Annotated in this window: 21 protein-coding genes; 11 read left to right on the top strand and 10 right to left on the bottom strand. The window is 74.1% G+C overall.

From position 1 onward, the window contains the following. Window positions 1–66 precede the first annotated feature (66 nt). The 3 genes from ACI79G_RS18440 (at window position 67) to ACI79G_RS18450 (ending at window position 2,302) form a co-directional block, all read left to right on the top strand. Window positions 67–1,290, top strand: coding sequence for an arginine deiminase (locus ACI79G_RS18440; RefSeq protein ID WP_456882555.1), 1,224 nt, complete (start codon window positions 67–69; stop codon window positions 1,288–1,290). 77 nt (window positions 1,291–1,367) lie between these two features. Then, window positions 1,368–1,694, top strand: coding sequence for a DMT family transporter (locus ACI79G_RS18445; protein WP_456882556.1), 327 nt, complete (start codon window positions 1,368–1,370; stop codon window positions 1,692–1,694). A 2-nt stretch (window positions 1,695–1,696) separates the two neighbouring features. After that, a complete protein-coding gene (locus tag ACI79G_RS18450) occupies window positions 1,697–2,302 on the top strand; it encodes a TetR/AcrR family transcriptional regulator (protein ID WP_456882557.1) in 606 nt (201 codons plus the stop codon). Here the strand turns inward: ACI79G_RS18450 and araA are convergent. From araA to ACI79G_RS18490, 8 genes are all read right to left on the bottom strand, one after another. Further along, window positions 2,299–3,807, bottom strand: a complete 1,509-nt coding sequence (gene araA, locus ACI79G_RS18455; protein ID WP_456882558.1) for an L-arabinose isomerase — start codon at window positions 3,805–3,807, stop codon at window positions 2,299–2,301. The genes ACI79G_RS18450 and araA overlap by 4 nt on opposite strands. A gap of 14 nt (window positions 3,808–3,821) precedes the next feature. Continuing rightward, window positions 3,822–4,502 (bottom strand): L-ribulose-5-phosphate 4-epimerase, encoded by a 681-nt coding sequence (locus tag ACI79G_RS18460; protein ID WP_456882559.1) that lies wholly within the window; start codon window positions 4,500–4,502, stop codon window positions 3,822–3,824. Window positions 4,503–4,550: 48 nt separating this feature from the next. Beyond that, window positions 4,551–6,146, bottom strand: coding sequence for a xylulokinase (locus tag ACI79G_RS18465; RefSeq protein ID WP_456882560.1), 1,596 nt, complete (start codon window positions 6,144–6,146; stop codon window positions 4,551–4,553). Between the two features lie 113 nt (window positions 6,147–6,259). Next, complete coding sequence (locus ACI79G_RS18470; RefSeq protein ID WP_456882561.1) at window positions 6,260–7,312, bottom strand: LacI family DNA-binding transcriptional regulator; 1,053 nt, start codon at window positions 7,310–7,312, stop codon at window positions 6,260–6,262. Between the two features lie 91 nt (window positions 7,313–7,403). Further along, window positions 7,404–8,669, bottom strand: a complete 1,266-nt coding sequence (mmsB, locus tag ACI79G_RS18475; RefSeq protein ID WP_456882562.1) for a multiple monosaccharide ABC transporter permease — start codon at window positions 8,667–8,669, stop codon at window positions 7,404–7,406. Next, the gene (mmsA, locus tag ACI79G_RS18480; protein WP_456882563.1) at window positions 8,666–10,201 is read right to left on the bottom strand and encodes a multiple monosaccharide ABC transporter ATP-binding protein; all 1,536 of its coding nucleotides are present in this window, start codon (window positions 10,199–10,201) and stop codon (window positions 8,666–8,668) included. The genes mmsB and mmsA overlap by 4 nt, the downstream gene beginning before the upstream one ends. A gap of 179 nt (window positions 10,202–10,380) precedes the next feature. Next, a complete protein-coding gene (gene chvE, locus ACI79G_RS18485; RefSeq protein WP_217636225.1) occupies window positions 10,381–11,535 on the bottom strand; it encodes a multiple monosaccharide ABC transporter substrate-binding protein in 1,155 nt (384 codons plus the stop codon). 340 nt (window positions 11,536–11,875) lie between these two features. Beyond that, the gene (locus tag ACI79G_RS18490) at window positions 11,876–12,811 is read right to left on the bottom strand and encodes a DUF5926 family protein (protein ID WP_456882564.1); all 936 of its coding nucleotides are present in this window, start codon (window positions 12,809–12,811) and stop codon (window positions 11,876–11,878) included. Between the two features lie 198 nt (window positions 12,812–13,009). On the opposite strand from ACI79G_RS18490, the gene ACI79G_RS18495 reads away from it, so the two are divergent. From ACI79G_RS18495 to ACI79G_RS18505, 3 genes are all read left to right on the top strand, one after another. Further along, complete coding sequence (locus tag ACI79G_RS18495) at window positions 13,010–14,215, top strand: cytochrome P450 (protein WP_456882565.1); 1,206 nt, start codon at window positions 13,010–13,012, stop codon at window positions 14,213–14,215. Window positions 14,216–14,387: 172 nt separating this feature from the next. Beyond that, window positions 14,388–16,004 carry a long-chain fatty acid--CoA ligase gene (locus ACI79G_RS18500; RefSeq protein WP_456882566.1) on the top strand — a complete coding sequence of 539 codons (1,617 nt, stop codon included), beginning with the start codon at window positions 14,388–14,390 and terminating at the stop codon, window positions 16,002–16,004. Between the two features lie 129 nt (window positions 16,005–16,133). After that, on the top strand, window positions 16,134–17,405 hold the full coding sequence (locus ACI79G_RS18505) for a glycoside hydrolase family 6 protein (protein WP_456882567.1): 1,272 nt from the start codon (window positions 16,134–16,136) through the stop codon (window positions 17,403–17,405). Between the two features lie 144 nt (window positions 17,406–17,549). Here the strand turns inward: ACI79G_RS18505 and ACI79G_RS18510 are convergent, their stop codons facing one another. Further along, the gene (locus ACI79G_RS18510; protein ID WP_456882600.1) at window positions 17,550–17,879 is read right to left on the bottom strand and encodes a rhodanese-like domain-containing protein; all 330 of its coding nucleotides are present in this window, start codon (window positions 17,877–17,879) and stop codon (window positions 17,550–17,552) included. Between the two features lie 155 nt (window positions 17,880–18,034). Here ACI79G_RS18510 and ACI79G_RS18515 point away from each other — a divergent pair, with 155 nt between their 5' ends. Both ACI79G_RS18515 and ACI79G_RS18520 read left to right on the top strand, forming a co-directional pair. Beyond that, a complete protein-coding gene (locus ACI79G_RS18515) occupies window positions 18,035–18,544 on the top strand; it encodes a PH domain-containing protein (RefSeq protein WP_456882568.1) in 510 nt (169 codons plus the stop codon). Window positions 18,545–18,588: 44 nt separating this feature from the next. Continuing rightward, window positions 18,589–20,082, top strand: a complete 1,494-nt coding sequence (locus tag ACI79G_RS18520) for a PH domain-containing protein (protein ID WP_456882569.1) — start codon at window positions 18,589–18,591, stop codon at window positions 20,080–20,082. A gap of 93 nt (window positions 20,083–20,175) precedes the next feature. On the opposite strand, the gene ACI79G_RS18525 is transcribed toward ACI79G_RS18520, so the two are convergent. Continuing rightward, complete coding sequence (locus ACI79G_RS18525; RefSeq protein ID WP_456882570.1) at window positions 20,176–20,865, bottom strand: response regulator; 690 nt, start codon at window positions 20,863–20,865, stop codon at window positions 20,176–20,178. A gap of 59 nt (window positions 20,866–20,924) precedes the next feature. Between ACI79G_RS18525 and ACI79G_RS18530 the strand changes: the two genes are divergently transcribed. From ACI79G_RS18530 to ACI79G_RS18540, 3 genes are all read left to right on the top strand, one after another. Continuing rightward, on the top strand, window positions 20,925–21,659 hold the full coding sequence (locus ACI79G_RS18530; protein WP_456882571.1) for a sensor histidine kinase: 735 nt from the start codon (window positions 20,925–20,927) through the stop codon (window positions 21,657–21,659). A 195-nt stretch (window positions 21,660–21,854) separates the two neighbouring features. After that, window positions 21,855–22,715, top strand: coding sequence for a manganese catalase family protein (locus tag ACI79G_RS18535; protein WP_456882572.1), 861 nt, complete (start codon window positions 21,855–21,857; stop codon window positions 22,713–22,715). A gap of 102 nt (window positions 22,716–22,817) precedes the next feature. Beyond that, window positions 22,818–23,042 (top strand): hypothetical protein, encoded by a 225-nt coding sequence (locus tag ACI79G_RS18540; RefSeq protein WP_456882573.1) that lies wholly within the window; start codon window positions 22,818–22,820, stop codon window positions 23,040–23,042. Window positions 23,043–23,169 lie beyond the last annotated feature (127 nt).

The raw sequence follows: 23,169 nt of genomic DNA on the forward strand, positions 1-23,169 counted from the left end.
GTCGTCGGCCCCCGGCCGGAGCACCGTATCCAGCGACCGGCGCGCCTCCTGTGCCAGCCTCGGCGCATGACCGCACCCGCCGCCGCCCGGGGCGCCACCAGCGAGGTCGGGCCGCTGCGGACGGTGTTGCTGCACCGGCCGGGCCCCGAGCTGCGCCGGCTGACCCCGCGGAACAACGACCAGCTGCTCTTCGACGGCGTGCCGTGGGTGCGCCGGGCGCAGGAGGAGCACGACGCGTTCGCCGCGGAGCTCACCGCCCGCGGCGTGGAGGTGCTGTACCTGGACCGGCTGCTGGCCGAGGTCCTCACCGACCCCGCGGCGCGCGCGGAGCTGGTCACGGCCGCCGTCGAGGACCCGCGGCTGGGCGCGACGCTCAAGCGCACCACCGCCGCCCACCTGGCCGACCTCTCCCCCGAGGACCTCGCCCGCGCGCTGGTCGCCGGGGTGGCCCACGACGAGCTGCCCGGCGCCCGCGGCCTGTCCTGGGAGCTCATGGCGCGCGGCGACTTCGTCGTCCCCCCGCTGCCCAACCTGCTGTTCACCCGCGACTCGTCGGTGTGGGTGGGCGACCAGGTCGCGGTGACCTCGCTGGCGATGCCGGCGCGGCACCGGGAGAGCACCATCACCGCCGCGGTCTACGCCCACCACCCGCGCTTCGCCGGCGCCGAGCAGCTCTACGACGCCTCCCTGGAGCACCTCGAGGGCGGCGACGTCCTGCTGCTGGCACCAGGGGTGGTCGCGGTCGGCGTCGGTGAGCGGACGACGCCCGGCGGCGCGGAGCGGCTGGCCCGCCGCGTCTTCGCACGCCGGCTGGCGCACACGGTGCTCGTCGTCCCGATCGCGCAGCAGCGGGCGACCATGCACCTGGACACCATCGCCACGATGGTCGACGTCGACGCGATGCTGGTGTACCCGGCGGTCGCCGGCTCACTGGCCGCCTGGACGATCACCGCCGACGTCCTGCCGGACGACGACGACACCACCGACCTCGTCGTCCGCGGCCCGGCACCCTTCCTCGAGGCCGCGGCCGCCGCGATGGGCATCGACCGGCTGCGGGTGATCGACACCGGTCTCGACCCGGTCACCGCCGAACGCGAGCAGTGGGACGACGGCAACAACACCCTCGCCGTCGCCCCGCGGCTGGCGGTGGCCTACGAGCGCAACACCGTCACCAACGCCGCGCTCGAGGCGGCCGGCATCGAGGTGGTGCGGATCGCGGGCTCGGAGCTGGGCAGCGGCCGCGGCGGACCGAGGTGCATGTCCTGCCCCGTCGCCCGCGACCCGCTGTAGGGCCGCACCCCGACCGATTGGTACGGCCGTCCCAACATTCTGGTACGGTTGTCTCAGTCGAGGTGAGGAGGCCTGCAGTGGCGTGGGCGATGGTCATCGTGGCCGGACTGTTCGAGACGGCCTTCGCGGTCTCGCTGAAGCTGTCGGAGGGGTTCAGCCGGCTGGGGTGGTCGCTGGCGTTCACCAGCTCCGCCGCCATCAGCTTCGGCCTGCTGTCGTGGGCGCTGCGGAGCCTGCCGGTGGGCAGCGCGTACGCGGTGTGGACCGGCATCGGCGCGGCCGGGACGGCGATCGTGGGGATGGTCTTCCTGCGCGACCCGGTGACGACCCTCCGGCTGGTCTCGATCGCGCTCATCATCGGCGGGGTGGTCGGCCTGAACCTCTCCTCGTCGTCGGCCCACTGACCGTGGCCGCGACGGGCGGGGCGTCCCGAGCGGCGACGGCCAAGGGCGCGGCCCGCCGGGAGGCGATCGTGGCGGCGGCGGCGGGGCTCGTCGCGACGGAGGGCCCCGACGGGACGTCGCACCGCGCGGTGGCCGCCGCCGCGGGCGTCCCGCTCGCCGCCACCACCTACTACTTCCGCTCGCTCGACGACCTGCTCGTGGCCGCCGTCGAGCGCGCCGCGGACGACGAGCTGGACCTCGTCAGCGAGCTGGTCGCCGCACTGCCCCGGCGCCGCACGTCGGCCGACCGGGTCGCCGGCATCGTCCTGGACGTCGTCCTCGGCCCCGACCGGCTCGAGGACGCCGACCTCCAGGCCCACTACGAGCGCTTCCTCGCCGGCGGCCGGCACCCGGCGCTGCGGCCGGTCCTCCGGCGGACCCGACGTCGGGTGGACGCACTGCTCACCGAGGCACTGGACCGCTGCGGGCACGCCGGCGCCGACACGGCTCAGCTGGTCGCCGTCCTGGACGGGACCGTGATCTCCGCTCTGGTGGAGGGCGACGGCCGCGCCCGGGTCCGGGCCCGGGCTGCGGTCGCCACCCTCCTCGGGAGCGCCTCGTCGGCCTAGAGGCCCTGGGCCAGACGGTGGTACGCGGCGCCCCAGCGCAGCTCCTTCGCCAGCGAGCGGCGCGTGGTGTCGGCGTCGATGAGTACCAGCTCGGTCGCGAACACCTCGGCCAGGTCGGTGAGCTCGTCGGCGCCGATCGCGGTGGAGAGCACCGTGTGGTGCGGGCCGCCGGCGGTCAGCCAGCCCTCGGTCGCCGTCTCGAAGTCCGGCCGCGGCTGCCACACCGCGCGGGCCACCGGCAGGTTCGGCAGCGGCTCGTCGGGCTCGACGACGTCGACCTCGTTGGCCACCCAGCGGAACCGGTCGCCCAGGTCGCACCAGCCGACGACGACGCCCGCGCCCGGCGCCGCGGTGAAGACCAGGCGTGCCGGGTCCTCGCGGCCGCCGATCGACAGCGGGTGCACCTCCACCCGCGGCCGGTCGCCGGCGATGGTCGGGCAGACCTCGAGCATGTGCGCGCCGAGGATCCTCGGCGTCCCGGTGAGGTCGTAGGTGTAGTCCTCCATGAAGGAGGTGCCGCCGGGCAGCCCGGCCGCGGCGACCTTGAGGGTGCGCAGCAGCGCCGCGGTCTTCCAGTCGCCCTCGCCGCCGAAGCCGTAGCCGTCGGCCATCAGCCGCTGGACGGCGAGGCCGGGGAGCTGGCGCAGCCCGCCGAGGTCCTCGAAGTTCGTGGTGAACGCGGTGAAGCCGCCGTCCTCGAGGAAGCTGCGCAGCGCCGCCTCGACACGGGCCTGGTAGCGCACGGCCTCGTGCTGCGGCCCGCCCGGGCGGGCGTCGTCGGCGAACTCGTACAGGTCGCCGTACTCCTCGACGAGGGCGTCGACGGCCTTGTCCTCGACGGCGTCGACCACGGCGACGAGGTCGTTGACGCCCCAGGTGTTCACCGACATGCCGAAGCGGATCTCGGCCTCGACCTTGTCGCCCTCGGTGACCGCGACGTTGCGCATGTTGTCGCCGAAGCGCGCCAGCCGCAGCGACCGGGCGGCCGCCGCCGCCGTGGCCGCCCGCGCCCACGAGCCGACCCGGGAGCGCACCCGCGGGTTGGACACGTGGCCCGCGACCGTCGTGCGCGGCATGCGCAGCCGGGTCAGCACGAACCCGTACTCCCGGTCGCCGTGCGCGGCCTGGTTGAGGTTCATGAAGTCCATGTCGATCGTCGCCCACGGCAGGGCGGCGTCGGCCTGGGTGTGCAGGTGCAGCAGCGGCTTGCGCAGCGCGTCCAGCCCGCTGATCCACATCTTCGCCGGGGAGAAGGTGTGCATCCAGGTGACGACGCCGACGCAACCCGGGTCCTCGTTGGCCTCACCCATCGCCCGCCGGACGGCGGCGGCGTCGGTGAGGACCGGCTTCCACACCACCCGGACCGGCACCTCGGCGGCCTCGTCGAGTGCCGCGGCGACCCGCTGCGACTGCTCGGCGACCTGCCGCAGGGTCTCCTCGCCGTACAGCCCCTGGCTGCCGGTCAGGAACCAGACCTCGTGCCCCTCGAACGGGTCGTCGACCACGGTGGGACCTCTCCTCACTGTCCGTAGACGTTCTGGTAGCGGGCGTACAGCGAGTCGATGTCCGACTGCGCGATGGGCAGGGGCTCGCCGAGCTGGCGGGACAGGTGCACCGTGCGGGCGACGTCCTCGGTCATGACCGCGGCCTTGACCGCCGCCTTGGCCGACGGGCCGATCGTGAAGACGCCGTGGTTCTGCATGAGCACCGCCGGGGACCGGGAGTCGCGCAGCGTGGCCACGATCCCCCGGCCGATCGAGTCGTCGCCGATGAGCGCGAACGGGCCGACCGGGATCGGCCCGCCGAACTCGTCGGCCATCGCGGTGAGCACGCACGGGATCGGCTCGGCCCGCGCCGCCCAGGCCGTGGCGTACGGGCTGTGCGTGTGCACCTGGCCGTTGACCTCGGGCACGTGCCGGTAGACGTAGGCGTGCGCGTCGGTGTCGCTGGAGGGCTTCTTGACCCCGTCGACGGCGTTGCCGTCGAGGTCGCAGACGGTGATGCCCTCCCAGGTCAGCTCGTCGTAGAGGACGCCGCTGCCCTTGATGACGAACAGGTCCTCGCCGGGCACCCGCTCGGACACGTTGCCGGAGGTCCAGGTGACCAGCCCGTTGCGGGTCAGCTCGGCGTGCAGCGCGGCGACGTGCTCCCGCTGCGCGCGGTGGGTGCCCCGCTCGGTGCGGGGCTCGGTGGTGGTCATACGGCCTGCTCCTCGGCGAGTGCGGCGGACGTGGTCACGGACAGGGACTCACAGGCATGTCACGGCGGCCCGCTCGACCGGGAGCCCGGCGACGTACCGCTGCATGAACGCGTCGAAGCCGGCGACGTCCTCCGGCTCGGGCTCGGCGGTCTCCAGGGCCGCGCCGGCGAAGACCGTCGTGTCGAGGTAGTCGGCCAGGTCCTGTCCCGGCGGGCGTCCCGTGGCGAATGCAGCCAGGACGGCGATCCCCCAGGCGCCACCCTCGGCAGCGACGTCCCCGACGGACACCGGGGTGTCGATCGCGGCGGCCAGGAAGCGTTGCGCCACGCCCTTGGTCCGGAACAGGCCGCCGTGCGCGAACATCCGGTCGAGCCGCACGCCCTCGGTCCTCTGCAGGACGTCCATGCCGATCCGCAGCGTGGCGAGGGACGCGAACAGGTGCGTCCGCATGAAGGTGGCGAGGTCGAACCTGCTGTCCGGGGACCGCACGAACAGCGGCCGCCCCTCCTCGAGGTCGGTGATCGGCTCCCCTGAGAGGTAGTTGTAGGCCAGCATCCCGCCGCCGTCGCCGGCACCACCGAGCGCGGCGGAGAACAGGACCTCGAAGACGGCCGACTGGTCCACCTCGGAGCCCAGCGCCCGGGCGAACTCGGTGAACAGACCGACCCAGGCGTTCACCTCACTGGCCCCGTTGTTGCAGTGCACCATGGCCACCGGGTCGCCGGCCGGCGTGGTCACGAGGTCGAGTTCGCGGTGCGCCCGGGTGAGTTCGCGCTCGAGCACGACCATGGCGAAGATGCTCGTCCCGGCGGAGACGTTGCCGGTGCGCGGAGCGACCGAGTTGGTGGCGACCATCCCCGTGCCCGCGTCACCCTCGGGTGGGCAGAGCGGGATGCCGGGCCGCAGCCGCCCGGTCGGGTCGAGCAGCTGCGCGCCCGCCTCGGTGAGCTCGCCGGCCGGCTGGCCGGCGGACGCGATCCTGGGCAGCAGGTCGGCGAGGGTCAGCTCGACCCCGGCCTCGGCAGCCAGCTGGTCGAACCGGTCCAGCATCGGAGCGGAGTAACCGCCGGTACCGGCGTCGATCGGGAACATGCCGCTGGCGTCGCCGACGCCGAGGACCTTCTCGCCGGTGAGCTGCCAGTGCACGTAGCCGGCCAGGGTCGTCAGGTGGTCGAGCCGGCCGACGTGGTCCTCGCCGTCCAGGATCGCCTGGTAGAGGTGCGCGACGCTCCACCGGTGCGGGATGTTGACGCCGAACTCCGCGCTGAGCCGCTCCGCTGATCGACCCGTGTTCGTGTTGCGCCAGGTGCGGAACGGCGTGAGCAGCTCACCGTCGACGTCGAACGCCAGGTAGCCGTGCATCATCGCCGACACGCCGAGCGCACCGACTCGTGCCAGCTCGACCCCGTGGCGTCGCCGCACGTCGTCCGCCAGAGCCGCGAAACTCTGCTGCACCCCCGCCCAGACGGCCTCCAGCGAGTACGTCCACCGCCGCTCGACGAACTGGTTCTCCCAGTCGTGGCTGCCGACCGCGAGCGGAGCGTGGTCCGGGCCGATGAGGACTGCCTTGATCCGGGTCGATCCCAGCTCGATCCCCAGGGCCGTGCGACCTCCCGAGATCGCCTCGCCGACGTCCATCGTCATCTCCCGCGACCCTCCCGCCGCAGAGCGGTGTCCGGCATGCGTTCCTCCTCCGCCCGGCGGCCACGACGACGGTCGCGTCGCCGCCGGGATGTTAGCGCTAACAGGGACTGGCGTCACACCCCGGCGGGTGTGCTCCCCACCGGGACCGGGCCGGTGCTCGACCGGATGAGCAGGACCGGCGGGACCGGCTGCAGGTGCAGCTCCCGTCCGGCCAGCCGGGCGAGCACGAGCTCCACGGCCCGGCGGCCGAGCTCGGCGAAGTCCTGCCGCACGGTGGTCAGCGGCGGGGTCAGGTAGGGGGCCTCGGGCAGGTCGTCGAAGCCGACCACGCTGACGTCGCACGGCGCCTCGAGGCCCTCCTCGTGCAGCGCCGCGAGCAGGCCCAGGGCCATCTGGTCGTTGGCGAGGAAGACCGCGGTGACGTCCTCACCGGCACGCTTGCGGGCAGCCAGCCGGCGGCCGGCCTCGTACCCCGAGGACGGCGTCCAGTCGCCGTGCAGGCACTCCGGCACGCGGGCCCCCACGGCGGCCAGCTCGGTGCGCCAGCCCTCGACCCGGTCCCGGGCCTCCTTGGAGTCGGCGGGGCCGGTGACGTGGTGGACGGTGCGGTGGCCGAGGTCCAGCAGGTGGCGGGTGGCCAGCCGGGCGCCGGCGACCTGGTCGACGCCGACCGCGGGCTCCTCGAGCGCCCCGCCGCTCTGCACCGTGACCAGCGGCAGCGGGGTGTGCACCTGGTGCAGCGCCTCCACGGCGTCGTCGTAGGTGGCCAGCGCCAGGACGGCGTCCACCGACTGGGCCGTGAAGCGGTCGAGGGCGTCGCGCATGGCCTCGGCGGTGGCCTCGTCGAGCACGGTGACGCCGAGCGAGTAGCCGGCCGCCCGTGCCGCCCGCTCCAGCCCGACCAGGGTCTGCGCCGGGCCGTACTGGTTGATGTTCACGGCGACGAACCCGAGGGTGCGGGTCGAGCCGGTGACCAGCGCCCGCGCGGCGGTGTTGGGCCGGTAGCCCAGCTCGCGGATCGCCCGCTCGACGCGCTCACGGGTCCCTGGTGCGACGTTGGGGTGCCCGTTGATGACCCGGGACACCGTCTGGTGCGAGACGCCGGCCCGAGCCGCGACGTCCGACATGACCAGCGCTCGGCTCGGCCCCTCGGGCTCCACCGTCACCCCTCCCCGTCGAGGAGCCGGCCCGTGGCCGCCTCGGTCGATGCCCTGTCGGGCGGCCCCGCGGGAGCTCCGCGGGGCCGCCCCCGGAGCGTCAGCGGGACGCGCCGGCGCGCCGCTTGTTGTAGACGTCGAAGGCCACGGCCAGCAGCAGCACCAGGCCCTTGACCACCGACTGGATGGACTGGTCGACGCCCATGAGCTGCATGCCGTTGCTCATGACGGCCATGATCAGACCACCGACCATGGCGCCGACCACGGTGCCGACACCACCGGTGACGGCGGCGCCGCCGATGAACGCCGCGGCGATCGCGTCGAGCTCGAACATGTTGCCCGCGCTGGGCTGGGCGCCGTTGGACCGCGACGAGAAGACGACGCCGGCGACCGCGGCCAGGAAGCCCATGTTCACGAAGATCCAGAAGTTGACCGCCCGGACCTTCACACCCGACAGCGTGGCCGCCGCCAGGTTGCCGCCGATGGCGTAGACCTGGCGGCCGAACACCGTCCGGGTCGTGACGATCCCGTAGGTGATGATCAGCACGGCCAGGATGATGAGCACGATCGGCAGGCCGCGGGCGGTCGCCAGCTGCCAGGCGAAGGCCATGACCACCGCGCCGACGAGCACGATCTTGGCGACGAACAGCGGGAAGGACTCGACCGGCTGCTGGTAGCGGATGCGGGCGATCCGGCTGCGGTACTGGCTGACCGCGTACCCGGCGACCGCGATGCCGAAGACGAGCAGGGTGAACGCGTCGTAGCCCTGACCGCCGATGAGGCCGTTGAGGAAGCCGCTGGCGATCCGGCCGTACTCCTGCGGGAACGGCGACAGCGAGATGTTGTCGAGCACCTGCAGCGTCAGACCGCGGAACAGCAGCATGCCGGCGAGGGTCACGATGAACGCGGGGATGCCGACGTAGGCGACCCAGAAGCCGTGCCAGGCGCCGATCGCGAGACCCGTCGCCAGAGCCGCCAGCACGCCCACCCACCACGGCATGCCCTGCCGGATGACCAGCACCGCCGAGACCGCGCCGGTGAGCGCCACCACCGACCCGACCGAGAGGTCGATGTGCCCGGCGATGATCACGATGACCATGCCGATGGCCAGGATCAGGATGTAGCTGTACTGCAGGACGATGTTGGTGATGTTGCCCGGGGCGAGCAGCGTCCCCCCGGTCAGCACGGCGAACAGCGCGATGATCGCCACGAAGGCGATGTAGATGCCGCTCTGCCGCAGGTTGCTCGTCAGCAGCGTGCGGACGTTGCTGGTGCCGGTGTGGAGGGCGACGGCGGGGGCGACGTCCTTGGGCGTGGTGGAGGACTGGGCCTCCGGCTCGGACGACGGCGGGACGGTCCTGGTCATGCCGCGAGCTCCTTCTCCTTGGTCATGAGCTCCATCAGGTTCTCCTGGGTCGCCTGGCCGACGGGCACCTCGCCGGTGATCCGACCCGCGGACAGGGTGTAGATGCGGTCGCAGATGCCGAGCAGCTCGGGCAGCTCGGAGGAGATGACCAGCACCGCCTTACCGGCCGCGACCAGCCGGTTGATGATCGTGTAGATCTCGTACTTCGCACCCACGTCGATGCCGCGGGTGGGCTCGTCGAGGATGAGCACCTCGGGGTCGGTGTACAGCCACTTGGACAGCACGACCTTCTGCTGGTTGCCGCCGGAGAGCTTGCCGACGACCGAGGCGACGCTGGGCGCCTTGATGTTCATGTCCCGGCGGTAGCCCTCGGCGACCTTGATCTCCTCGTTGCCGTTGACGAAGCCGTTGCTGGAGAGCTTCTCCAGGGCCGCGGCGGAGACGTTGCGCCGGATGTCCTCGATGAGGTTGAGGCCGTAGTGCTTGCGGTCCTCGGTGGCGTAGGCGATGCCGGCGTCGATGGCCTCGGCCACGTTGCGGGGCCGGACCTCCTTGCCGTGCACGTACATGCGGCCGGTGATGTTCCGGCCGTAGGCGCGCCCGAAGATGCTCATCGCCAGCTCGGTGCGCCCGGCACCCATGAGGCCGGCGATCCCGACGACCTCCCCGGCGCGGACGGTGAAGCTCGCCCCGTCGACGATCTTGCGGTCCTGGGTCGGGTGCCACACCGTCCAGTCCTCGACGCGCAGCACCTCCTCGCCGGGGTGCGACTCGCGCTCGGGGTAGTAGCTCTCCAGGTCGCGGCCGACCATCCCGCGGATGATCCGGTCCTGGGTGACCTCGCCGGCGTGCAGGCTCAGCGTCTCGACGGTCTTGCCGTCGCGGATGACGGTGACGTTGTCCGCGACGGCGGTGATCTCGTTGAGCTTGTGCGAGATCATGATGCAGGTGATCCCGCGGTCGCGGAGGCGGCGCAGCAGGTCGAGCAGGTGCGCCGAGTCGTTGTCGTTCAGCGCGGCGGTGGGCTCGTCGAGGATGAGCAGCCGCACGTCCTTGGACAGCGCCTTGGCGATCTCGACCAGCTGCTGCTTGCCGACGCCGAGCTGGCCCACCGGGGTCACCGGGTTCTCGTCGAGCCCCACCGAGCGCAGCAGCTCGCCGGCCTCGGCGTTGGCCTTGTTCCAGTCGATGACCCCGAACCGACCGCGCCGCTCGTTGCCCAGGAAGATGTTCTCCGCGATCGACAGGTACGGGACCAGGGCGAGCTCCTGGTGGATGATCACGATGCCCACGTGCTCGCTGTCGCGGATGCCGTTGAAGCGGACCGGCTGGCCGTCGAAGACGATCTCGCCCTCGTAGGTGCCGGTCGGGTAGACGCCGGAGAGGACCTTCATCAGGGTCGACTTCCCGGCGCCGTTCTCGCCGCAGATGGCGTGGATCTCGCCTCGGCGGACCGCCAGGTTGACGTCCTCGAGGGCCTTGACGCCGGGGAAGGTCTTGGTGATGCCGCGCATCTCCAGGATGTAGTCCATGGGACCTCGTCGTCCTGTCGTCGGCGCCTCGTCGCTGGCAGAGGGCGCGCCGCGGATGGTGGGGAGAAGTGTGCGCCACCCCGGCGGGGTGGGCCAGGCCGCGGGATGCCGGGCCCGGGTGGTGCCGGCCGGGCCCGACAGCGGTGCTGCCGGGCCCGGCCGGGCTCAGGTGGCGGAGGTCAGTCCGCCTGGCCGCTGGCGACCTCTTCCTGGGTCCAGTAGCCGGAGTCGATCAGCACGGACTGGATGTCGTCCGCGAAGACCGTCTCGACCGGGAGCAGGTAGGACGGGACGACCTTGACGCCGTTGTTGTACGTCTCGGTGTCGTTGGCCTCCGGCTCGTTGCCCTCGGCGAAGGCGGAGGCGGCGGCGACGGCCTGCTCGGCCAGCAGACGGGTGTCCTTGAAGATCGTGGAGCTCTGGACCCCGTCGTTGATCAGCTTGACCGAGGCGATCTCGGCGTCCTGACCGGTCACGACCGCCATCGGGTTGGCGGCGTCGAGCGTCGGGCCGTAGCCGGCGTTCTGCAGCGCGGTGATGATGCCGCGGGAGAGGCCGTCGTACGGCGAGAGGACGCCGTCGACCCGGGAGCCGTCGTTGTAGGCGGAGGTCAGCAGGTCCTCCATCCGCCGCTGGGCGGTCTCCTGCTGCCAGCGCAGGATGGCGGCCTGCTCGATGTTGGTCTGGCCCGACTTGACGACCAGGGTGCCCTGGTCGATCAGCGGCTGCAGGACCGACATCGCGCCGTCCCAGAAGAAGAACGCGTTGTTGTCGTCCAGCGAACCGGCGAACAGCTCGACGTTGAACGGACCGGTCGCGGTGCCCGGCGAGCCGTCCTCGTTCTGCAGGCCGAGGCCCCGCAGCAGCGCGTTGCCCTGGGCGACGCCCACCTGGAAGTTGTCGAACGTGACGTAGAAGTCGACGTTCTCGCTGTCGCGGATGAGGCGGTCGTAGGAGATGACCGGGATGTTGTTGGACGCCGCGTTCTCCAGCTGACCCGAGAGGGCCGTGCCGTCGATCGCCGCGACGACGAGGATGTCGGCACCCTCGGTGATCATCTGGTCGATCTGCTGCGACTGGGTGGGGATGTCGTCGTTGGCGTACTGCAGGTCGACGGTGTAGCCCTCGCCCTCCAGCTGCTCCTTGACGTTGTTCCCGTCGGCGATCCACCGCTCGGAGGTCTGGGTCGGCATCGAGACGCCGATGGTCAGGTCCTCTGCCTCGGCACCCCCACCGCCGGCACCACCGCTGCCGCCGGCGCCCTCGCCGCCACAGGCCGCCAGGGTCAGCGCCATGCCGGCGCTGAGGGCGGCGAAGCCGAGCCTCTTGCTCACGTGATCTCCTCCTCGAGACTGCTGCGCGCTCGACCCGGCGCAGGCCCGCCCGTGGCGAGCGGCACAAGTGTGAGCGTTAACAACCCCGCGCCGTCAACCCCTGTTCGCCACTTCGGCGTCACGGTCTCGTAACGCCGACCTGGCGGTCAGCCCCTTCGGGTGAGGTCGTCGGCGAACGGTGAGACCACGGCTACGCGGTGTCCGCACGCCGGGGAGGCGCACAGCGGCGAGCCCCCGGCCCCGTCCAGAGGCTCGCCGCCGGCCCCGTCCCGGGCGCCGCCGTGAGCTCCGCCGAGGGTGGGAGGACGGGGTCCTCCCACGGCGAGGAGGACGGGGCCCCTCAGCGCAGCGTGATCTGGCGGGAGAGCAGGCCGGCGCGGGCACGACGCTCGTCGGCGGTCAGCGGGCCGGTCGCGGCCAGCGCCTCCTCCAGACGCGCCTGGAACGCCGTGGCGGCGTCGGTCCAGTCGGCGGCCGGGGTGTCGGCGGGCAGGTCCCACACCGGCACGAGCAGCCCGTGCGCGCGGAAGGCGCCGGCGTACCGAGTGCCCTCGCCCAGCAGGATCTCGCCCGAGGCGCGCAGCCGGGCCAGCGCGTCGAGCAACTGCTCCTCCGGCTCGGGCCGCACCCACCGCAGGTGCGCCCGCTCGGCACCCGGCCGCACCCAGTAGGCGGCACCCAGGCCGGGGAGCAGCTCGGTCGGCAGGATCGCCGCGTTCGCCTGCTCCAGCCCGGCACGGGCCGCGGCGCCGGCCTCGACGCCCTCGAGCCAGAAGCCGAAGTCCTCGTGCACGGTGACCTCGAGCGGCGCCGTGGTGTCGACCAGCTCCTGCAGCCGGGGGCCGGCCGACCCGGCACCGCCGAGCGGACCCGGGTCGACCGGCGCACCGGCCGGCGCCTCGAGCGCGGCGGCCAGCGCCGTCCCGAGGTCTCGGCTGACGTCGTCGGAGGAGCCCTGCAGCTGGACGCCGAGCAGGATCTCGCCGTTGGCGCGGACCAGCGCCGGGGCGCCGCCGGGCAGCACGCTGGCCAGGGTGACGTCGCGCCCGTCCGTCGTCCGCAGCGGCGCGGTCGCCGCCGGGACCAGCTCGCGCAGCGCGACCCAGTGCTCCTCGCCGGGCAGCCCCTCGAACGGCCGGGTCACCGGCGGGGCGTAGCCCGAGCCGTGGCAGTGCTTGTACCGGCGGCCCGAGCCGCACGGACAGGGCGCCTTGGGGTTGACGCCGCCGTCTGCGGCAGGGGCAGCGGGACGCTTGCGGGTCGCGGAGCGGGCCATGGCCCGAGCCTAGGTGGCGGTCGCGGCGCGCTCCGCGACGCGTCGGGAGGATCGGGGCGCGGACACCCCCGGGGGACGCTCACCCCCTGCCCACGGTGCGGGGCAGCGTCCGAGGTCACGGCGGCCTCCCTGCAGGGTGCCGCGACGAGCCCTGCGCGCCGTGGGGGCAGGGAGGTCCTCTCACTACGCTGCCCCGGCGTGACACCCGCGGCTCCGCCGATCGACCTCACCGACCCCGCCGTCGTCGCCGACCCCTACCCGTCCTTCGCCCGCGCCCGGGCGCAGGCGCCGGTGCAGTGGCACGAGGGCCTGGGGCTGTGGCTGGCGTTCACCCACGCCGAGAGCAACGCCGTCCTGCGGGACCGCCGGCTGGGCCGCATCTGGCGTGACCGGGAGCCGGCCGAGCGCTTCGGCTCCTTCAACCTGGTCCACCGCAACGCCCTGCTGGAGATGGAGCCGCCGGACCACACCCGGCTGCGCCGCCTGGTCAGCGCCGCCTTCGCCCGCGGGCACGTCGAGCGGCTGCGGCCCTGGGTGCAGCGGCTGGCCGGCCAGTTGGTCGACGGCCTGGTCGAGCGCTCCGGCGGGACGGAGCCGGTCGACGTCCTCTCCGGGATGGCCGAGGAGCTGCCGGTCGCCGTCATCGCCGAGCTGCTCGGCGTCCCGGACGCCGACCGCCCGCTGCTGCGGCCGTGGTCCAACGCGATCGTGAAGATGTACGAGTACGGCCGGACGGCGGCCGTCGAGGACGCCGCCGAGCGTGCGGCGGACCAGTTCGTCACCTACCTGCGCGGGCTGGCCGCCGAGCGCCGCCGCGCCCCCGGCGAGGACCTGCTCTCGCACCTGGTCGGCGTGCGGGACTCCGACGGCGACCGGCTCACCGAGGACGAGCTGGTCACCACGTGCGTCCTGCTGCTCAACGCGGGGCACGAGGCGACGGTCAACGTCAGCGGCAACGGCCTGCTCGCGCTGCTCGAGCACCCCGACCAGCTGGCCCGGCTGCGCGACGACCCCGGCCTGCTGCCGACCGCCGTCGAGGAGTTCATGCGGTTCGACTCGCCCCTGCAGCTGTTCGAGCGGACGGCCACCACCGACGTGCAGGTGGGTGGGGTGACCGTGCGGGAGGGGCAGAAGGTCGCCGCACTGCTCGGGGCCGCCAACCGGGACCCGGCGGTCTTCCCCGACCCGGACCGGTTCGACGTCGGCCGGACCGACAACCCGCACATCACCTTCGGGGCCGGCGTGCACTTCTGCATCGGCGCCCCGCTGGCCCGCGTGGAGCTGCAGGCCTCCTTCGGCGCCCTGCTGGTGCGCACCTCCCGGCTGGAGCCCGGCGGGGAGCCGGTGCGCCGTCCGGAGTTCGTCATCCGCGGCCTGGCCGAGCTGCCGGTGGTGCTGTGCTGACCGCCGCCCTCCGGCCTCCCACCGCGGCTCGGTGCCGTCCCCCGGCGCGCCGAGCCCGTCCCGGCCCTGGTCGCGGGGGCCTCTGACCCCCACTCCCCGGCCCGCCTCACAGGGCAGCTCACCTGGGCAGTCGGTGTGGATCGTGAGCGCGGTCACTGGCACGATTCCGCTCATGCGCGGCCTCATGCAGGACTACCCCCTCACCATCGACGCGATCTTCCGGCACGTCGAGCAGCACTACGGCGACGGGACGATCGCCACCGCGGGCCCCGGCGGGATCACCCGGAGCACCTACGCGGAGTGGGCCGAGCGGACCCGCCGGCTCGGCGGCGTGCTCGACACCCTCGGCATCAGCGCCGACGGCCGGGTCGGCACCTTCGGCTGGAACAGCCAGCGCCACCTGGAGCTGTACTTCGCCGCGCCGAGCACCGGCCGCGTGCTGCACACGCTCAACATCCGGCTGTTCCCCGAGCAGCTGACCTACATCGCCAACCACGCCGAGGACGAGGTCGTCTTCGTCGACCGCACGGTGCTGCCGCTGCTGTGGCCGCTGGTCGACACGATGAAGACCGTCCGGCACGTCGTGGTCATGGACGACGGCGGCGACAACGAGATCCCCGACGACCCCCGCGTCTCCGACTACGAGACGCTGCTGGCCGAGGCCTCCCCGGTCGAGTTCCACGTCACGGACGAGAACAGCGCCGCCTCGATGTGCTACACGAGCGGCACCACCGGCAACCCCAAGGGCGTCGTCTACACGCACCGCTCGACGTGGCTGCACACGATGGGCGTGATGGCGCCCAACGCCTTCGGGCTGGGCATCCAGGACGTCGCGATGCCGGTCGTGCCGATGTTCCACGCCAACGCCTGGGGCATCGCGCAGGCCGCGCCGGCCGCGGGCGCCTCGCTGGTCATGCCCGGCTCGATGATGCAGCCCCAGGCGCTGGCCGACCTGATCGTGGACGAGGGGGTCACCTTCACCGCGGGCGTCCCGACGATCTGGCAGGGCGTGCTCCCCCACCTGGCCGGCCGGCCGCACAAGCTGCGCGACATCGGCTGCGGCGGCTCGGCGGTGCCCAGGGCGTTGAGCGAGGCCTACCGCGAGCAGGTCGGCCTGCCGATCCTGCAGGCCTGGGGCATGACCGAGACCCACCCGGTCGCCTCGTCCGGGGTCCTGCCGCGCCGGTACGCCGACGCCGACGACGAGACGAAGGCGGCCCAGCGCGCCCGCGCCGGCACCCCGTTCCTCGGGGTCGAGGCCCGCATCGTCGACGCCGAGACGCTCGAGCCGCAGCCGTGGGACGACGAGGCCACCGGGGAGCTGCAGGTCCGCGGCCCGTGGTGCGCCCAGGACTACTACAACCCGGACGCCGGCGTGGTGCTCTCCACCGAGGACGGCTGGATGCGCACCGGTGACGTCGCCGCGATGGACCCCTACGGCTCGATCCGGATCGCCGACCGCACCAAGGACCTCATCAAGTCCGGCGGCGAGTGGATCAGCTCGGTCGACCTCGAGAACGCGATCATGAGCCACCCGAAGGTCAAGGAGGCCGCCGTCGTCGGCGTCCCGCACCCGAAGTGGGACGAGCGCCCGCTGGCCTGCGTCGTCGTCAAGGAGGGCGAGACGATGACGGAGCAAGAGGTCCTCGACCACCTCCGGCCGCAGGTGGCCAAGTGGTGGATGCCGGACGCCGTCGAGTTCATCGACGAGGTGCCCAAGACCAGCGTCGGCAAGTTCTCCAAGAAGGACCTGCGCAGCCGCTTCGCGGAGTTCCCCGCGCGCGATTGAGCGTCCTCCCGAGGGGGTCCGTCCGCGCGAGCGGGCGGACCCCCTCGCCGCGTCACCTCTCGCGGGATGCGGACACGCTGAGTCACCCGCCGTCATGACGTTACGGAAGCGTCCGACTACGTTGTGCGCATGTCGTTCGCCCCGGGCCGCCCCTCGCCGGATCGGCTGACCGCCCCAGCGCCCGGCACCCCGGGCCGGCACCGTGCGGGACGCGGCCGGCGACGGCTGTGGACCTCCGGTCTCGCCGCCGCGGTGGTCGGGGTCGGGCTGCTCACGCCGTCCCTGCTGGCGCCCGAGGCGCCGTCCGCGGCGCAACCGGCCATCGAGCAGGCCCGCAAGACCCGGACGGCACCCACGACGGCGCCGGTCCCCACGCCGACGGCGTCCGCTCCCCTCCCGAGCACGGCGACGCCGAGCGGGGCGACCCCCACCACCGCCCCCGCTCCTCCGAGCACCACCGCGGCGACGACCGGCGCCACCTCCGGCGCGGCCGGCACCACGACGGCCACGGCGACCGGCTCAACCGCCGTCCCGCCCGCCGCCACCGGCAACCCGCTCGCCGGGATGACCTTCTACGGCCCGAACACCGGCGCGGTCCGGGCCGCGGCGCAGCCGGGCCGCAGCGCCGCGGACGCCGCGGCGCTCGCCGAGCTGGCCGGCGTGCCGACGTCGCTGTGGCTGGGCGCGTGGAGCGGCGACGTGACCGCGACGGTCCGCCAGGAGGTCGCCGCCGCGCGGGCCGCCGGGGCCGTGCCGGTGCTCGTGACCTACAACATCCCCGGCCGCGACTGCGGCGGCTACTCCGCCGGCGGGGTCGGCTCGTCGGCCGAGTACGTCCGCTGGGTGCAGGCGGTCGCGGCGGGCATCGGCAGCGCCGACGCGGTCGTCGTCGTGGAGCCCGACGCGCTCGCGCAGCTGTGCGGCGACCCGGCCGAGCGGCTGGCGATGCTGCGCTCGGCGGTGGACCTGCTCGAGGCCAACCCCGGCACCCGCACCTACCTCGACGCCGGGAACGCGACCTGGATCAGCCCGCCGACCATGGCCGAGCGGCTGCGCGCCGCGGGGGTGACCGCCGCGGAGGGCTTCGCGCTCAACGTCTCCAACTTCGAGACCACCGCGGACAACGTCACCTACGGCGAGCAGGTCTCCGCGCTGCTGGGCGGGGCGCACTTCGTCGTCGACACCAGCCGCAACGGCAACGGCCCCGGCACCGACTGGTGCAACCCCCCGGGCCGCGCCCTGGGCGAGCGCCCGACGGCGCAGACCGGCCAGCCGCGTGTCGACGCCTTCCTGTGGGTCAAGCGCCCTGGCGAGTCCGACGGCACCTGCAACGGCGGCCCGGCGGCCGGGGCCTTCTGGGACTCCTACGCGATCGGGCTGGTGCGCGGCGCCTCGCTGTAACCGATGCCGTGGCGGCCCCCGTGGGCACCGCCCCGAGCTCGCGAGGGAGGAGGGGTCCTCCCTCAGCGCACGACCGGCTCGGTGCGCTCCCACGCCGCGGTCCGCTGCTCGCTCGCAGAGCCCGCTGCGGTGCTCCCGCGGCTGTCAGCGCACGAAGGGCTGCTGGCCGGTCTCGCTCACCATCGGCCGGCCGGCCGCCTCCCACTCCCCCATGCCGCCGCCCACGTTGACCGCGTCGTAGCCGTTGGCGTTGAGCCAGGCGGCCACGCGGGCCGAGCGCCCGCCGCCGCGGCAGGTGACGTAGAGCGGGTCGGCCTCGGGCAGCTCCTCCAGCCGCGCGGGGACCTCGCCCATCGGGATGTGGGTGGCGCCGTCGATGTGGCCGGCCACCCACTCGTCGTCCTCACGCACGTCGAGGACGACGGCGTCCTCGGGCACCTCGCTGGCGGACACGGTCGGGACCTGCTGCGGCATCACGCGCCCCATCGTGCCACCGGCACGGTGGGTGGCTCCGCGCCCCGCCCCACCGCGGTGATCATGGGGTCGATGCAGACGACACGCGCGGACTCGCCGTGGGGACCGGCACGAACCCCATGATCACGGCCGGGGTCGCTGACAGGATGGGGGCGATGACCGCCGACGCACCCACGCCCGTCCGCGACCCCGCCTGGTCGCTGTCCCGCTCGGCGATCGGGCTGTGGGTCACCGAGGGCGTCATCGGCGCGCTCGTCTGGGCCGTCGTCGTCACGGTCGTCCTCGTCCTCGTCCCGGACGACGCACTGCCGTCGCCGCTGCGCTGGGCGCTCGTGGCGTTCGCGGTGCTGGAGGCCGCGGTGACGATCGGCATCCGGCCGTGGGTCCGCTACCGCGTGCACCGCTGGGAGGTGACCGGCGAGGCGGTCTACACCCTCACCGGCTGGCTGACCCGCACCTGGACGCTGGTGCCCATCTCGCGCATCCAGACCGTCGACGTCACCCGCGGCGTGCTGCAGCAGCTGTTCGGGCTGGCCACGGTGGCGGTGCTGACGGCGTCCTCGCAGGGCACGGTCCGGGTGCTGCACCTGGAGGCCGACGTGGCCCAGCGGGTCGCCGACGACCTCGCCCGGCGCGCCGAGCTGGTCCGCGACGAGGCGACGTGAGCGGCCCCGCCGTCCCCCCGGCCCCGCCGGGCGGAGCCGGACCGGTGAGCGACCCCGACGTGGGCGTCGGCGGCGGTCGCGCACCCGGGGAGCGGCCACGGCGGGCGTCGCCCCGCGTGGTGCTCGTGCACACCGCCACCTTCCGGCAGGCCCGCCAGGCGGTGCCGGTGCTGATCCCGGTCGCCGCGCTGGTCGGCCTGGACGACGGGCTGCTCACCGTCGTGGTCATGGCGGCGGCCGTGACCGCGCTGTCCCTGGTCGCGGCCGCGCTGAGCTGGTGGCGGTTCGGCTACGCCGACGGGCCGACGGCGGTGGTGGTGACCCGCGGCCTGCTGGCCCGCTCGGTGCGCACCGTGCCCAACGACCGGATCCGCGGCGTGGAGGTCGAGACCCCGCCGCTGCACCGGCTGCTCGGGCTGGTGCGGGTCCGCATCGACGCCGCGGCCGGCTCGGTCGGGGCGAACGAGGAGGAGCTCGTCGTCGACGGCGTGACCCGCGCCGAGGGCGACCGGCTGCGCGCGCGGCTGCTGGCCCGCCGTCCCGCCGGGGTGCCGGCACCGGACGGCGCGCAGGCCCCGCAGCCGCCGGTCGAGGAGGAGCTCTCCCGCTTCCAGCCCCGCTGGCTGCTCTACGCGCCGCTGGTCGGCAGCTACCTCGTCGTCCCGCTGGCCGCTGTCGGCACGCTGTTCCGGCTGGTGCAGGAGCTCCCCGACGCCGTCGTCCCGGACCTCGCGGGTCCCGAGCCCTCCCCGCACCTGGTCGTGGCCGGGCTGGTCGCCGCGGTGCCGCTGCTCGCCGTGGCCGCGGTGGTCGGGGCGGCCGTCGTCAATTGGGGTTACCGGCTGGTGCGGCGCGGCGGCTCGCTGGTCGCCGTCCGCGGGTTGCTCACCCGGCGGCACACCGAGCTCGAGGTCGACCGGATCCGGGGCGGCACGCTCAGCGAGGGCCTGGGCATGCGGTGGGTGCGTGCGGCCCGGGTGAACGCCCTGGTCACCGGCCTCGGGCAGGCCAACCGGCGCGGCCAGCTGCTGCCGCTCGGTCCGCGCGCCGAGGCGCTGCGGCTGCTCGGCCGGCTGGTCGAGGACCCCGGCCCGCTGACCGGCCACCCGCCCGCCGCCCTGCGCCGCCGGCTGGTGCGGGCCCTGGCCGCCGGGCTGCTGGTGACCGCGGCGGGGATCTGGGCGGCGGCCGCCCTCGGGTGGTGGTGGGTGCCGGTCGTCGGCGTCGTCCTCACGGTGCTGGGCGTGCCGACGGGCATCGGCCGGTACCGCGCCCTCGGCCACGCCGCCGGGCCGCGGTCGTTCAGCGTCCGCAGCGGCTGGCTGGTGCGCGAGCAGGCCGTGCTGCAGCGCCGTGCCGTCGTGGGCTGGCAGGTGCGGCAGAGCGTGTTCCAGCGGCGGGCCGGGCTCGCCACCGTCGTCGCCTGCGTGGGCGCCGGCAGCGGGGGCTACGCCGCGGTGGACGTGTCCGCGGCGGAGGTGCCCGGCTTCGCCGCGGCGGCGTCGTCCGGGACGTGGGCCGGGACGCTGGCTCCCTAGGCCGTCCGCACCCGCTCGCCCGCATCGCGCGTGTCGATCACCGTCGCGGGTAGCCGGGGGGCGATGGGATGCGGACCTGCACCGGTGCGGATCTCAGCCCTGCCTGCCGTTGCTGCCCAGGTGCACGCGCCCGGCCAGCGCCGCGGCCTCGACGCGGGTGGCGACGCCCAGCGTGCGCAGCAGCGCGGCCACCAGCCGCTTCGCCGTCCGCTCGGACACGTGCAGGGTCGTGGCGATCTCCACGGTGCTCGCACCGTCGGCGACCAGCCGCCACAGCCGGCGCTCGTCCGCGGTCAGCCGATCGGCGAGGCCCTGCTCCCCGGTGGGCGCGGAGTCCTCGAGCAGGCGGCGCAGCAGGTCCTCGGGGATCACCGACCAGCCGTCGAGCACGGCCAGCAGGGGGCGGACGAGCGCCTCGGGGTCGGCGGTCTTGGGCAGGTAACCGGCCGCACCGGCGCGCAGCGCCTCCAGGACGGCGTCCTCCTCGGCCTGACCGGACAGCGCCACGATCCGCACCGTCGGGTCCGCGCGGCGGATCGCCGCGATCGCCCGCGTGCCGCCCGGCGGCGGCATGTGCAGGTCCACGACGGCGACGTCGGCGTGGTGCCGGCGCACCATCGCCGCGGCCGCGGAGGCGTCGTCGGTCGTCGCCACGACGCGCACCCGCCCCTCGCTCACCCCCGGCAGCAGCAGGGCCAGGCCCCGGCTGAACAACGGGTGGTCGTCGACGAGCACGACGTCGACCAGCGGACGGCGCCCAGCACCGGCGTCGCTCGGCTCCATCTCTCCCCAGACCGACAGCTGCGCCGGCGCGGCTGACCGGACGCACCACGGAGGTGCCCATGACCCTGGCCGCGAACCCCCCGGCGTCCCTCGAGTCCCACGGCGCGCTGCCGACCCTGCGCCGCCTGCTGCGGCGCCGGGCGCCGGCGCGGCCGGGCGGCGGGGAGGCCCAGGAGCCCAGCGACGCACTGGTGCGGGCGCTGTGCCACGACATGCGCTCACCGCTGGCCTCGCTGGAGGCGCTCCTGGGGGCGCTGGAGCGGCCGGCCGGACCGGCGGCCGACCCCGCGGAGGTGTTGGAGCTGGCCCGCGCGCAGACCGCCCACCTGGCCTCCATGCTGCGGACGGCGGCCGCCACGGGTGGGACGGCGCCGTTGGGGCGGGGGACGCGCCGGCTGGGGGACGTCGTCCGCGCGTCGGTGGCCGCCTCCGGGCTGCCCGACGCCCAGCTGACCGTGCAGCTCGGTCCCTGTGCTGAGGACGTCGCCGTCGCCGACGCCCGGGTGCAGCGCATCCTCACCAACCTGCTGGAGAACGCGCACCGGCACGGGGACGGCGCCGCGGTCCGGCTGGCGGTCCGATGTCGCCCCGGCTGGGTCGACCTGGCGCTGACGCAGGCCGTCGTCCGCCCGGAGCGGCTGCTCGGGCACCTGCGCACCGACTCCCCGCCCCCGGACCTCACCGGCCTGGGGCTGTGGTCGGTGCGGCGGCAGACCGGCGAGCTCGGCGGCCGCATCGTGTGGGTCGAGGACGGCGAGTCGCTGACGCTGACCGTGCAGCTCCCCGATCGGTGAGAGAGGGCCTCCGGCCCCCACTCCTCGCGCCGTCCCCCGGGGCGTCTCCCGTGGGCTCCGCGGCCGGCTGCCGTCCGACGGGCCACGCAACCTGGCACGCGGGGGCCAGGGCTCGGCACGGGTGGGCCACCGGGCGCGGGCAGATCCCTGGTGTCACCGCATCGGCGGTGGTCGCGACGACGCAAGGGAGACCCCGTGTTCACGCACACCCACGCCCTGCAGTACGAGGCCAAGCCCGACGGTCCCGACCCGGACTTCGCCCGCAAGATGCAGGAGATCCTCGGCGGCCAGTGGGGCGAGATGACGGTCGCCACGCAGTACCTGCTCCAGGGCTGGAACTGCCGGCTGCCCGGCAAGTACAAGGACATGCTCCTGGCCATCGGCACCGAGGAACTGGCGCACGTCGAGATGATCATCACGATGATCGACCGGCTGCTCGACCACGCGCCGCTCAAGCCCGACTCGGCCGACCGCACCAAGGAGGCCGCCGCCGGGTACGGGCAGCACAACCCGCAGCACCTGATCCAGAACGGCCAGGCCGCGTCCTACATGGACAGCATGGGCAACCCGTGGACCGGCGCGTACGTGACCGCCAGCGGCAACCTCATGGCCGACTTCATGTACAACGCCACCGCCGAGATGCAGGGCCGGCTGCAGGTGGCCCGGCTCTACAACATGACCGACGACCCCGGGGTCAAGGACATGCTGCGGTTCCTCATCACCCGCGACCACATGCACCAGCAGCAGTGGCTGGCCGCGACCGAGGAGCTCAAGTCCGACGGGATCGAGGGCATCCCGGTGCCCGAGGCCTTCCCGCTGGAGGAGGAGGTCGGCGACCTCGGCTACACCTTCGTCGACGCCTCCGACGGCCCCGAGGCCTCGGCCGGCCGGTGGGCGTCGGGTCCGTCGGTCGACGGTCGCTCGGAGTTCCGCGCCCGCCCGATCGAGGCGACCGCGGACGCCCCGATCCTGCCGCCCGGCGACCCGCGGCTGTTCTCCACCCCGCAGATGCCCGGGCAGTCGCTGCTCCAGAAGGCCAAGGACATGCTCAAGTGAGGTCCTGACCCCGTTCCACCTGCGCCGTCGCCGCGCCGGTGGCCGGGTCAGCCCACGACCCGGCCACCGGCCGGCGGGCCGCCCTCACCCGAGGAGAGTCCCGTGCACCTGTCCGTCCCCGCCGTCCTGCTCACGGTGGTCTACGCCGCGGCCCTCGCCGTCGCGGTCGCCGCGCCCGGCCAGCACCTGGTCGCCGGGCTGGTCGTCCTCACCGGCCTGGTGACCCGCTGGGCCGTCCGCCACCGCCGCGCCCACGCCGCCGCCCCGATCGCCGCCGCGGACGCCGTCCTCGCACCCGAGTCCGCGCCCGCCCGGGCCGTCGCCTGACCCGGCGCCCCGTCGCCTGACCCGGCGCCTCGTCGCCCGATGATCAGGTGACCTGGTCCCTGGGGTTCCTCCCCCACAACCGGTCGTGAGGGAGGAACCGGTTCGATCAGGTGGCCTGATCACCGAG

Source organism: Geodermatophilus sp. SYSU D00779, assembly GCF_054050595.1.